This is a genomic window from Tenacibaculum halocynthiae, from assembly GCF_964512825.1.
Taxonomy (GTDB): Bacteria; Bacteroidota; Bacteroidia; order Flavobacteriales; family Flavobacteriaceae; genus Polaribacter; species Polaribacter halocynthiae.
Genome location: NZ_CAZELG010000028.1, coordinates 68,089 through 80,862 on the forward strand (window position 1 = coordinate 68,089; position 12,774 = coordinate 80,862).

A 12,774-nucleotide genomic window follows, 5' to 3' on the forward strand; every position below is an offset into this window, starting at 1 on the left:
TTAGAATTTTACGAAAGGGCAAATTTACGTTTATTTATTGATAAAAAAAGGATGATATTAAAATGATATTTACAAAGTATTAACACGTTCTACTTTTTGTACACCATCAATTCTTTTTATACTGTCAATTAATTTATTTAATTGAGATTTATTTTTTATTCCTAATGTTAAGTTTCCTTCAAATACTCCATCGTCACCAGCAATGTTTATTCCGTATATATAAACATCAGTACTATTAGAAATAATGCGAGTAATATTATTGGCGATGCCTTTTTTATCTATACCAGAAAACTCTAAAGAAGCCTTAAATTCTTGTTGAGTTGAATCTATCCATTTAGCAGGCATTATTCTATAAGCATAATTTGATTGCAATGAAATAGCATTAGGACAATCGTTTTTATGAACTTTAATACCTTCATTTATTGTTACAAATCCAAATACCTTATCACCAGGTATAGGAGTACAGCATTTAGATAAAGTATAATCTAATACTTGTTCATCTTTACCAAAAACTAAAGAGTCAAAGTTGCTAGTTACTTCTTCTTTATCTGTAACGTTTTTACTAGGACTTCTTTTAAAGGTACTTCTAATAAAGCTCATTAAAGGACCACTTCTTTGAGCTAAAAATTCTTTTAGTTTGGTATTATCTATAGCTCCATTACCAACCCTATAAAATAAATCGAAACTTGTTTTTAAGCCAAAGTAATTAGCAATTTCATGAATTGTTTTTTCGCTAGTATTGATTTTTAAGTGTCGAAGTTTACGCATTAATATAGCTTTTCCTTCTTCAGCTATTTTCTTTTCTTCTGCTTTTAAGGCAGATTTTATTTTTGTTCTAGCACGTGCTGTTAAAACAAAATCGAGCCATCTTACATTAGGTTTATTAATTGCAGCTGTAAGAACTTTAACTTGATCTCCGCTTTTTAATTCGTGACTTAAAGGAACTAGTTTACCATTTACTTTTGCACCACGACATTTAAGACCTACATCTGTATGAACTGAAAAAGCAAAATCTAAAGCAGAAGCACCTTTGGGTAATGATTTTAAGTCTCCATTAGGAGTAAAAACATATATTTCTTTAGCATATAGGTTTAATTTAAAATCTTCAACAAAATCAACTGCATTTATACTTTGGTTTTCTAAAGTTTCTTTTAAACGGTTTAACCAACCATCTAATCCGTTTTCACTAACATTACCTTGTTTATATTTAAAATGAGCAGCATACCCTTTTTCAGCTATTTCATCCATTCTTTGCGAACGAATTTGTACTTCAACCCATTTGGCTTGAGGGCCAATAACAGTTATATGTAATGCTTCATACCCAGTAGATTTTGGTTGTGAAATCCAATCACGTAAACGGGCTGGATTAGGTTTAAAGAAATCTGTTACAATAGAATATATTTTCCAAGCATCAAATTTTTCATCTTTAGATTTTGGTTTGTATATAATTCTAATGGCAAACTTGTCGTATACTTCATCAAAAGTTACATTTTGTTTGCGCATTTTTCTTCTAATAGAGAAAATAGATTTAAAACGACCTTTTATTTCATAAGAAAAAGCTTCTTTATTTAAAGCTTCTTTTAAAACACTTGTAAAGCTGTCAATATATTTTTGTTGATCTTCTTTACTATGTTCAATTTTACTAAGTATATCATTATATACATCAGGTTCAGTATATTTTAAACCTAAATCTTCAAGTTCAGTTTTTATGTTGTATAACCCAAGTCTATGAGCTAAAGGAGCATATATATATAAAGTTTCGGAAGCTATTTTTACCTGTTTATGAGGTGGCATAGAATCCATTGTTTGCATGTTGTGAAGTCTATCAGCAATTTTAATTAAAATTACACGTACATCATCATGGAGTGTAAGTAGCATTTTACGAAAATTCTCAGCTTGAATAGAATAGTCTTGTTCTTTTCTTAAGCTAGAAATTTTAGTTAATCCACTAACAATACGAGCAATGTTTTCACCAAACAAACGCTCCATATCATCAAGAGTATAATGTGTGTCTTCTACAACATCATGGAGTAGTGCAGCAGCAATAGAAGTTGCTCCAAGGCCTATTTCATAAGCAACTATTTTAGCAACAGCAATTGGATGATAAATATAAGGTTCTCCAGTTTTTCTTCGTTGTTCAGAGTGTGCTTCTACAGCAATTTCAAAGGCCTTACGTATAAGCTTTTTATCATCTTCTGAAAGTGTTTGATAAGTTCCTTTAAGTAAATCTTTATATCTATTGGCTATTTCTTTATTTTCCTCTTCTATCGTTGCATTATAACTCATACACGTAAACTTTAATGTTTATAAGGTTTCAAAATGAAAAATAGTATAAAGAATTTTATTGAGCAAGGATTAATTGAAAATGTTCTTTTAACTTGAAATTTTAACTAGTAATACAAGGGAATGTTTAAAATAAACGTACACTGAACATCGTATGACTAATTAAAATATTTTTTAATAAAATTAGTTACTCATTATTTTTGTTGTAAAATAGCTTTAATGAAATTATCAGGAGTGTTTTTAGGTGTTTTGGGAATTGTAATGTTTTCTTCAAAAGCAGTTATGGTTTAAATGGCGTATCAATATAATGTAAGTTCAATTCACTTGTTATTATTTAGAATGTTGTTTTCATTACCTTTTTATATAATCATTTTATTACTAGATAATAGAAAGAGGGAAGTTAAAGTAATTCTAAAAAATAAAGATTATTTATGGTTGTTTTTTTTCGGTTTTATAGGCTATTATTTAGCTAGTTATTTTGATTTTTTAGGGTTACAATATATTGAAGCTAGTTTAGAGAGAATTATCTTATTTGTATATCCAACCTTAGTATTGCTAATTAATAGGTTGTTTTTTAAAGAAAAAGTTACAAAGCATCAAGTTTGGGCAATTCTATTAACATATATCGGAGTTGTTTTAGCCTTTGGTAGTGGAAGTCAAGTTTTTGATTACACCATACTATTAGGAGGAGTATTGGTGTTTTTAAGTGCTTTAACTTATGCTTCTTATTTGGTAGGAAGTGGTTGGTTAATTCCTAGGTTTGGAGTAAAAACATTTACTTCTTATGCAATGATAGTTTCTACAATTTGTGTAGTTATACATTATTTACTAGTAGATAGAACATCTATTTTTATATACCCTAAAGAAGTTTATTATTTAGGATTTCTAATGGCTATTATTGCAACTTTGATTCCTTCTTTTTTAGTGTCATATGCTATTCAAAAAATAGGAGCTTCTAATTTTTCCATTTTAGGAAGTATTGGACCTTTTTCTACTATAGTATTAGCTATAATATTTTTAAATGAATCAATGAGTTTTTGGCAATTTATAGGAGCAATTATTGTTGTTGTAGGAGTTAGGATAGTAGTTAAAAAAAATAAGGGCAATAGTTAAAACTATTACCCTTGAAAATTATTTAATTATAATTGTTATTTTTTTATGAATTTTTTAATGATAGATTTATTTCCATCATTTATATCAAGGATATAAATTCCCTTGTTAAGTTCTGAAACATTAATAGAATTAGAAACACGTCCTTTTTTAATTATTTGACCCAGAGTATTTGATATTCTGTAGTTAGCTTTTCTAAAATCATTTATTTTAATAGAAATAGAATTAGAAGCAGGGTTAGGGTAAATGTCAGCATTAAATAAAGGAGCTTCATTACTTAATTTAGCGTAATTTTTAGTAGTTAAGTTTTTATCATTTCTAGCTGAAGAACTTCCAATGTTAACAGAGTAGTCTTCTACTTCTCCATAAGAGAAAGTTTCACAAGAAGATTGTGCTGCATTCCACTTCATAGAAACTCTCATTCTAGTTTTACCAGCAATAGCTGAAGAAGGAACAGAAAAAGTACTTGTTAAGTTTGCAGAACTAGAAGATGAGCCACTAACAACTTCTTCGTTAGTTTCAAAAGTTCCATTTTGATTAAAATCAATCCAAACTTTCCAGAATTCAGTATATGAAGAACTAGAAAAACCAGCGCTTACAATAATTGTATTATTTCCATAGGTAAGATTACCAGTTTGAGCTGTAAAATCTGCATACCCATTATTATTTCCTGTAACATTTGAAATACCTCCAATGGCTACGTTGTCAATATATTCATAACTAGCATTATTTCCTTTTGAAGAACAATAAGTAACAGTATTTGCTAAAGTTGTAATTGTAATGGTGTTGCTTGAAGAAGAAACATTGTTAGCGGCATCTTTAGCTCTTACATAGAAGTTATAACTTGTAGCAGCTGATAAGCCAGTAACATTGAAGTTTGTAGTTGTAACTGTAGTTATTTTTGTTGATCCTTTATATACATCATATCCTGTAACAGCAGTATTATCAGTTGAAGCATTCCAAGATAAATTTACAGATGTTTTTGTAATAGTAGAACCAGTTAAGTTTGATGGAGTAGTAGGTGCTTGCGTATCAGCAGGGGTTCCTCCATCAATAGAATGCAAACCCAAACCATTGAATGTGTCTTTAGAAAGGCTGTTCCATTCTGAAGTTGTATAGTTTGAATTAGGTGATTTGATAGATGATTTTCTTTGTAAAGTTTTATCCTTAGCAAATGTTGAAGAACTAGTTGGATTACCTATTACATCAATTAAAACATTATTTTTAAACAAGCCAACAGCGTCGTTACCATTAAATGATAATACACTAGTATCAGTTTTTTGAGCTTTATTTTTTACAGTTGCAGAAGCGCTTGAATGGGCAATTACATATGTCTTACCATTTGTTAATTGTCCACTTAATGTAAGAGTACTAGTCCATCCACCACCATTAGACGCTTTTTTAAGAGTGTAATTACTTAAATTGATAGTGTTTCCTGTAAAATTCGCAAGCTCAATTGCTTTATTATAAGAAGAACCTTCAACATATTCAGAAATTAATAAATCAGTTGCAGTTCCAGAAGTAGGAGTAGATGTGGTTGTAATATTTACAATATTACTAGCTATTGATATATTGTTAGCAGCATCTTTAGCTTTAATATAAAAGTTATAACTAGTAGAAGCGTTTAATCCAGTTACCTGATAATTTGTTGAAGTAACTGTAGTTAATTTATTTGAGTTTCTATAAACATCATAGCCAGTAACTCCAGTATTATCAGTTGCTGCATTCCATGATAGGTTTACAGTTGTTTCAGTAATGTTTGAAGTAGTTAAATTTGTAGGAGCTGTAGGAGCTTGAGTATCATTTGAGTTTCCATTTCCAAATAAATCTTCTGCTTGTGGACCTCCCCAAATTTTAGTTGCAAAGGCTGGGTTATCAATAAAAGGATTCCTGTTTCCTTGTAAATTTTGAATAATTGGGTTTCGTTGCTTCTCAAAATTAGAAACAGGGTCTTCAGCATTCCATTGTAATAATAAGCTAATCATGTTTGCGTCTGAAGCAGCAGCAGTACCTATAGCAACATTTTTTGGTAAACATTGACTACCGTATCTTAAATACATATACATCATCATACGAGCAACATCACCTTTCCATTCATCTCCAGGATACCATCCTCCAGAAGAATCTCCTGCGTTACCTGAACCTTGAGCAAATTTCTTACTACTTCTTTGTGAGTTAAAAGAAATATCTGCTGGTCTTAAATGATGAACATCAGCACCAGCCCCCGAAGTACCTAAGTTTGGATTTCCTAATGATTTTGGATATACATGTTCTCTGTTCCATTGAGATCCTGCACTACCACCATTATCATCTTTACTTCTAGTTCTGTCAGTAACATAATTACCATCAGAATCACTATAACCATAAATTAAGACAACTTTAGAGTTATTGGTTAAATCAAGGTCTGTTTGTTTTAAAGCATCCCAAACACCTGGGGTGTAAGTTAAGTTTGTAGCGTGTGTGCTAATAATTTTTGTAGCCAAAGCATCTTTTAAAGATGTTCCGGTTTGGTTCAAATTCACATCATTATAATAAGAAGGAATTTGAGAGAAAACTGCAAATGACATTAAGAGCAGTGTGTAGAAGGGTAATAATTTTTTCATGTGAAAATCTATTTGTTAAATTTTTTAAAAATGCTCACAAAGTAAAGAAAAAGAAAGCTGTCTAATGTTATTAAAAGGTTAATAACGAGACAAGTATAAACATAGGTTTAAGTGAATGGTTTTTTGTTTTAATTTATGTAAATTTGCAGGCTAAATCCGAGATTTAAAAGATGAAGATATCATATAATTGGTTACGACAATTTTTACAAGTAGAAAAAGAAGCTGAAAGTACGGGAGAACTATTAACAGATTTAGGCCTTGAAGTTGAAGGAATAGAGATAGTTGAAAGTATTAAAGGAAGCTTAAAAGGTGTTGTTGTAGGTAAGGTTTTAACTTGTGAAAAGCATCCGAATGCCGATAAGTTAAATGTAACAACTGTTGATTTAGGAGGTGATGCACCTCTTCAAATTGTATGTGGTGCTCCAAATGTGGCAGTAGGACAAAAAGTTCCTGTAGCTACTATTGGAACTATGTTGTATAATGATAATGGAGAAGGGTTTAAGATTAAAAAAGGAAAAATAAGAGGAGAAGAGAGTCATGGAATGATATGTGCCGAAGACGAATTAGGTTTAGGTAAAGGACATGATGGTATAATGGTTTTAGCAGAAAACTTAGAAGTAGGTACTCCTTGTGCTGAAGTTTTTGAAATTGAAACTGATTATGTTTTTGAAATAGGTTTAACACCAAACCGAGCAGATGCCATGAGTCATTATGGAGTAGCAAGAGACTTGCGTGCTGGTTTAATTCAACAAGGAACAAGTTTAGAGTTAATATCGCCTTCTGTTTCAGATTTTCATGTAGATGAGCGTACTTTAAAAATAGATATTGAAGTTGAAAATAAAGAGTTAGTTCCTCGTTATTGTGGTATTACAATTACTGATGTAGAAGTAAAAGAATCACCTGAGTGGATTAAAAACAAATTAAAAGCAATTGGATTATCACCTAAAAACAATATAGTAGATATTACAAATTATGTTTTACATGAATTAGGACAACCATTACACGCTTTTGATACTTCAAAAATTAAAGGGAATAAAGTTGTTGTTAAAAATTTAGAAGAAGGAACTAAGTTTGTAACTTTAGACGAAGTTGAAAGAGAGTTGTCTTCTGAAGATATTATGATTTGTGATATTGATAATAATCCTTTATGTATTGGAGGAGTATTTGGAGGTATTAAATCTGGTGTTACTGAGCATACTACTAGTATTTTCTTAGAAAGCGCATATTTTAACCCTGTTTCTATTCGTAAAACAGCTAAAAGACATGCTTTAAACACAGATGCTTCTTTTCGTTTCGAAAGAGGTATTGATATTAATATGACAGAGTATGCTTTAAAAAGAGCAGCTTTATTAATAGAGAAATATGCAGGAGGAAAATTATCTTCTGATGTTTTAGATTTTTACCCTGAAAAACTTGAAGATTTTCAAGTGTTTTTATCTTTTGAAAATACCTATAGGTTAATAGGACAAGAAATTCCTAAAGAATCAATAAAAAATATTTTAGCATCTTTAGATATTAAAATAAATAGTTCAACAGAGGCTGGTTTAGGATTAACTATTCCGTCTTACAGAGTTGATGTACAACGTGAAGCTGATATTATTGAAGAAATTTTAAGAGTTTATGGATATAATAATATTGAATTTTCACACAAGTTAAATACTTCAATTTCATTTGATAGTGATAAAGAAACTAAAATTGAAAATATCACAGCTAATCAATTAACAGCATTAGGGTTTAATGAAACTATGGCTAACTCTTTAACAAAGGAAGATTATGTTTCTTTATCTGAGAATTTAAACTCTGATAATAATGTAGAGATGTTAAATCCTTTGAGTAATGATTTGAAAGTAATGCGTCAGTCATTATTGTTTAGTGGTTTAGAAAGTGTAGCTTATAATATAAACAGAAAGCAAAATGCTTTAAAATTTTATGAATTCGGAAAAACATATCATAAATATGAAAGTGGTTACCAAGAAGATAAGCATTTAACCTTATTTATAACTGGAAATAGAACAAAAGATAGTTGGAAAACAACAAATCAGTTATCTGAATTCTTTTATTTAAAAGGAATAGTAACCTCTTTATTAGCCAGATTAGGAGTAACCGCTTTAAAAACTACACCCGTAAAAACTGATGTTTTTTCAGAAGGTATTGTATTAAGTGTAGGGAAAATAAAATTAGTAGAACTTGGAGTCGTAAAAAGAACTATTTTAAAAGAGTTTTCTATTAAACAAGAGGTGTTGTTTGCTGATTTTAATTGGCAGAATGTATTAAAGTTAGTTGGTAATAAAAAGCTTAAAGTTTCTGATTTACCTAAATTTCCATCTGTAAAGCGTGATTTAGCATTATTATTAGATAATAAAATTGAGTTTAAAGAAATTTATAACTTAGCATTTCAATCAGAAAGGAAACTATTAAAAGAAGTAGATTTGTTTGATGTGTATGAAGGTGATAAATTACCTGAAGGTAAAAAATCATATGCAGTTAGCTTTTTATTACAAGATGAGAGTAAAACATTAGCAGATAAACAAATTGATAAAATAATGCAGAAGTTACAGCAAACATTCGAGAAGAATTTAGATGCTGTATTAAGATAATTTAAAAACTCCATTGATTTGGAGTTTTTTTTTACCTAATTAAAAACAATCAGCAGGCTAATGCTAATTGGTTGTGTGTTAAATTAAAAATAAATGTATAAATTAATTATTCGTCCAGTTTTTTTTCTTTTTGATCCAGAAAAGATACACCACTTTACTTTTTCATTAGTAAGGTTTTTATCAAAAATACCATTAGTCTCTTCAGTTTTTAGAGGTTTATATCAAGTTAATGATAAAAAATTAGAAAGAAATTTATTTGGGTTAACATTTAAAAACCCAGTAGGTTTAGCAGCAGGATTTGATAAAAATGCAGTATTATACAATGAATTAGCTGATTTTGGATTTGGTTTTGTTGAAATTGGTACTGTTACACCAAAAGGACAAGTTGGGAATCCTAAAAAAAGATTATTTCGTTTAAAAGACGATCAAGGAATTATTAATCGAATGGGATTTAATAATGATGGTTTAGAGTCAGCAATTAAGCAATTAAAAAAGAATAAAGGTAAAATAATTATCGGTGGAAACATTGGTAAAAATACTGATACTGCTCCTGAGAATTATACAGAAGATTATATAACTTGTTTTAAAGAGTTACATCCTTATGTTAACTATTTTGTGTTGAATGTTAGTTGCCCTAATGTAGGAAGTCATGCAAAGTTAAACGACAAAGAGTATTTGTTAGAGTTGATTTCTGAAGTTCAAAAATTAAATAATAAAGAAAAAATACAAAGACCTATTCTATTAAAAATAGCGCCAGATTTAAATAATAATCAGCTAGATGAAATTGTAGATTTGGTTAATGAAACTAAAATAGATGGAGTAATAGCATCAAATACATCTATAGATAGAGAAGGGTTAAAAGCGTCAAAAGAAAGATTGGAAGAAATTGGTAATGGAGGAGTTAGTGGACAACCAGTTAAAAATAAAAGTACAAAAACAATTAAGTATTTGTCTGATAAATCAAATAAATCATTTCCAATTATTGGGGTTGGTGGTATTCATTCTGAAAAAGATGCTTTAGAAAAAATTGAAGCAGGAGCAGATTTAGTACAAATATATACTGGGTTTATTTATGAAGGTCCTAGTTTAGTTAAGCGAATAAATAAAGCTATTCTAAAAAAATCTTAAAAAAGAAAGTTTAGTTTCTTATTAAAAACCCCATAGTGTTAAGCTATGGGGTTTCTAATTTTAATAATATTGAAACACAAATGTTTTTATAAAGAAAATTAATAATACTATATTCATGTTTTAAAAAGTAAATCATCATTTATGAATTCAAAAAAAGAATACGATTTAATTTGTGTTGGAGGCGGAATTATGAGTGCTAATTTAGCATTATTAGCAAAATTATTAAACCCTGAAATCAAAATCTTAATTTTAGAAAAATTAAATGATGTAGCCCAAGAAAGTTCTGCTGCATGGAATAACGCAGGAACAGGTCATTCTGCTCTATGTGAGTTGAATTATTGCCCAGAAAATCAAGATGGAACTATATCTATTGAAAAAGCAATCAAAATTTGTAAAGAGTATGAAATATCTAAACAATTTTGGGCTTATTTAGTTGAAGAAAAATTGATAGATGTTCCTGAAAACTTTGTAAAACCAGTTAAGCACCATAGTTGGGTTTTGGGTAAAATGAATAGTGATTATTTAGAAAAACGATATAAAGTGTTTAAAGAACATTATATGTTTGATTCAATTGAGTTTACAAGAGATCCAGAAAAAATGAAGGAATGGTTTCCTTTAATTATTAAAAATAGAGAGGGAAATGAAGTAATGGCAGCTTCAAGGATAGATAGAGGTACCGAGGTGAATTATGGAGTGTTGACAAAAAAAATATTTAAAATATTAGAAGAAAAATATGATACACCAGTACATTGTAATTATGAGGTTTTAGATATTGATCCTGATCCAGAAATTGATTGGACAGTAGAAGTAAAAAATACTAAAACTGGAAAAATAAAAAATATAGATGCTGAACATGTATTTATAGGAGCTGGGGGAGGGAGTTTATTATTGTTACAAAAAGTAGAAATTGATGAAAAAGAAGGATATGGAGGTTTTCCTGTAAGTGGTGAATGGCTAGTTTGTAATAATGAAGAAATTATAAAACAGCACGAAGCTAAAGTGTATAGTAAAGCTGGTATTGGTGATCCACCTATGTCAACCCCACATTTAGATACTCGTTACATAGATGGGGAAAAACAATTGATGTTTGGTCCTTTTGCAGGGTTTAGCCCTAAGTTTTTAAAGAAAGGTTCTAATTTAGATTTATTTAAATCCATCCAGTTTGATAATATACCTTCAATGTTGGGGGCTTTTTGGCATAATTTACCTTTAACTAAATATTTGGTAGAACAAGTAATGATGGATAAAGAAGATAGAATGGAATCATTAAGAAAGTTTATAAAAAAAGCAAAAAGCGAAGATTGGGATATTGTAAAAGCAGGTCAACGTGTTCAAATTATAAAAAAAGACGAATATGAAGGTGGAAAATTACAGTTTGGAACAGAAGTAATAAGTAGTAAAAACGGAAGTATAACATGTTTGCTAGGAGCATCACCAGGAGCATCTACAGCAACTTCAATTATGTTGTCGGTATTAGAAAAAGCTTTCCCCGAAATATTAACTACTTCAAAAGCAAAAATAATGTTAGAAATAATGGTGCCTTTTTATAATACTGAAATTTCAGAAGATAAATTTAAAAAACAACTAAAACAAGTTAAGCAAACATTAAAATTATAAAAAGAATCTTTTTAAATTAGCCAAAAAAATAAGAATAAAAAGAATGATTGAGATTCTAATATCTTTTGTGTTTGCAACAGCAACGCTTGCTTTTTCTCCAGGTCCTGATAATATTTTTGTTCTTACTCAAAGTATAGTGAATGGAAAAAAATATGGTTTAGCAACTGTAATTGGATTAATGACAGGATGTATTATTCATACAACTTTGGTTGCTTTTGGGGTTTCTGAAGTAATTAAAAGAAATGAAAATCTATTTTTTATAATAAAACTTTTCGGAGCGGCTTATTTATTATATTTAGCTTTTAAAGTATATAAAAGTGATGCTAAAATTGCATTTTCAACTGAAAACGTACAACAAAAAACAACTTTCCAATTATTTAAAACCGGCTTTTGGATGAATGTATTAAATCCTAAAGTAACGATTTTCTTTTTAGCCTTTTTTCCACAATTTTTGTTTTCTAAATCAATGTCAACAGTATTACAGTTTTATATACTAGGTGGAGTGTTTATTATTACTTCTTTTATTATTTTTTCAGGAATAGCAATTTTGGCAGGTTCAATATCTAGTTATTTAAAACAAAATGATAAAGTAGGAGTGTATTTAAAATGGGCACAGATTGTTGTTTTTATAGGTATTGCTGCTCTGATATTAATTTAAAAAAACACCGTTTTTATTAGGGGTTTTATTTTTTAGTTAACTTTTTAAGATTTCTTTTTGAACTTCTGTTTTCAGGGTTTATAGCTAAAGCTTTTTTATAATTATCAATAGCATTCATCGTATCTTTCACTCTAACATATGCATCACCTAAACTATCAAAAGTATTTGAGCTATTTGGGTATAAAATGGTGTTTATTTTAAAAACATTAATAGCTTTATCAAAGTCATCGTTTCTTATGTATCTATATCCAAGTCTATTTAAATTTCTTTCTTTTATTACAGGATTTAAACTGTCAGTTTTTTTGATGTTTAAATACCCGTTTAAAGCCATTTCGTAATTATTTTGGGTTAAGTACTCACTTGGCGTTTTTTCTCCCTCTTTCATTTTGTTAAAAACATATTTTTTGCCTTTATGTTCTCTTTTGGTAGCTAATTCAATGTTGTTTTTTACAGAGTTAAAAATTAATTTTTCATTCATTTCTCTAACATAAAAAGTAGAATCATTTAATTTTAAGGGGTTTAAATTTTGATTCCTCCAATTTAAAAGTAACTTAGCGTCAGTAAAGTGAACTTCAATAACTTCGTCAGCATTAAAATAGTAACGTCCAGTAGCTTTTTTAATGAATTCTGGGGAATTTTTTTTTGAGGTACAGCTAAAAGTTGAAAAAATAAAAATTGTAAGAATAAAAAAATATGAAGCCTTCATAGTTAAGTTGTTTGTGTAGCTATTTGACGTGATATTACAAAAATAGTTACAAAATAATTAAGTTTTGTAGGG

General features: G+C 29.1%; 8 protein-coding genes. 5 read left to right on the forward strand and 3 right to left on the reverse strand.

Annotation, left to right across the window (positions count from 1 at the left end):
* Nucleotides 1-69: 69 nt before the first annotated feature.
* Complete coding sequence (locus tag ACKTTQ_RS09575) at nt 70-2,286, reverse strand: RelA/SpoT family protein (protein ID WP_408049068.1); 2,217 nt, start codon at nt 2,284-2,286, stop codon at nt 70-72.
* Between the two features lie 288 nt (nt 2,287-2,574).
* Here ACKTTQ_RS09575 and ACKTTQ_RS09580 point away from each other — a divergent pair, with 288 nt between their 5' ends.
* Nucleotides 2,575-3,396, forward strand: coding sequence for a DMT family transporter (locus ACKTTQ_RS09580; RefSeq protein ID WP_408049069.1), 822 nt, complete (start codon nt 2,575-2,577; stop codon nt 3,394-3,396).
* 35 nt (nt 3,397-3,431) lie between these two features.
* Here the strand turns inward: ACKTTQ_RS09580 and ACKTTQ_RS09585 are convergent, their stop codons facing one another.
* A complete protein-coding gene (locus tag ACKTTQ_RS09585) occupies nt 3,432-5,996 on the reverse strand; it encodes an endonuclease (RefSeq protein ID WP_408049070.1) in 2,565 nt (854 codons plus the stop codon).
* Between the two features lie 170 nt (nt 5,997-6,166).
* Between ACKTTQ_RS09585 and pheT the strand changes: the two genes are divergently transcribed.
* The 4 genes from pheT to ACKTTQ_RS09605 all read left to right on the forward strand — a co-directional run bounded on the left by pheT (nt 6,167) and on the right by ACKTTQ_RS09605 (nt 11,996).
* Nucleotides 6,167-8,593: a phenylalanine--tRNA ligase subunit beta gene (pheT, locus tag ACKTTQ_RS09590; protein WP_299134219.1), complete on the forward strand. Its 2,427-nt coding sequence runs from the start codon at nt 6,167-6,169 to the stop codon at nt 8,591-8,593.
* A gap of 93 nt (nt 8,594-8,686) precedes the next feature.
* On the forward strand, nt 8,687-9,721 hold the full coding sequence (locus ACKTTQ_RS09595) for a quinone-dependent dihydroorotate dehydrogenase (protein ID WP_093871343.1): 1,035 nt from the start codon (nt 8,687-8,689) through the stop codon (nt 9,719-9,721).
* Nucleotides 9,722-9,862: 141 nt separating this feature from the next.
* Nucleotides 9,863-11,338 carry a malate dehydrogenase (quinone) gene (gene mqo, locus ACKTTQ_RS09600; RefSeq protein WP_408049071.1) on the forward strand — a complete coding sequence of 492 codons (1,476 nt, stop codon included), beginning with the start codon at nt 9,863-9,865 and terminating at the stop codon, nt 11,336-11,338.
* Between the two features lie 43 nt (nt 11,339-11,381).
* On the forward strand, nt 11,382-11,996 hold the full coding sequence (locus tag ACKTTQ_RS09605) for a LysE family translocator (protein WP_113787257.1): 615 nt from the start codon (nt 11,382-11,384) through the stop codon (nt 11,994-11,996).
* A 25-nt stretch (nt 11,997-12,021) separates the two neighbouring features.
* Here the strand turns inward: ACKTTQ_RS09605 and ACKTTQ_RS09610 are convergent, their stop codons facing one another.
* Nucleotides 12,022-12,702 carry a tetratricopeptide repeat protein gene (locus tag ACKTTQ_RS09610; RefSeq protein WP_113787253.1) on the reverse strand — a complete coding sequence of 227 codons (681 nt, stop codon included), beginning with the start codon at nt 12,700-12,702 and terminating at the stop codon, nt 12,022-12,024.
* Nucleotides 12,703-12,774: the final 72 nt, after the last annotated feature.

Coding starts and splice junctions, on each gene's coding strand:
- mqo (WP_408049071.1), top strand. CDS start 9,863: ATGAATTCAAAAAAAGAATACGATTTAATTTGTGTTGGAGGCGGAATT.
- ACKTTQ_RS09595 (WP_093871343.1), top strand. CDS start 8,687: ATGTATAAATTAATTATTCGTCCAGTTTTTTTTCTTTTTGATCCAGAA.
- ACKTTQ_RS09610 (WP_113787253.1), bottom strand. CDS start 12,702: ATGAAGGCTTCATATTTTTTTATTCTTACAATTTTTATTTTTTCAACT.
- ACKTTQ_RS09605 (WP_113787257.1), top strand. CDS start 11,382: ATGATTGAGATTCTAATATCTTTTGTGTTTGCAACAGCAACGCTTGCT.
- ACKTTQ_RS09585 (WP_408049070.1), bottom strand. CDS start 5,996: ATGAAAAAATTATTACCCTTCTACACACTGCTCTTAATGTCATTTGCA.
- pheT (WP_299134219.1), top strand. CDS start 6,167: ATGAAGATATCATATAATTGGTTACGACAATTTTTACAAGTAGAAAAA.
- ACKTTQ_RS09575 (WP_408049068.1), bottom strand. CDS start 2,286: ATGAGTTATAATGCAACGATAGAAGAGGAAAATAAAGAAATAGCCAAT.
- ACKTTQ_RS09580 (WP_408049069.1), top strand. CDS start 2,575: ATGGCGTATCAATATAATGTAAGTTCAATTCACTTGTTATTATTTAGA.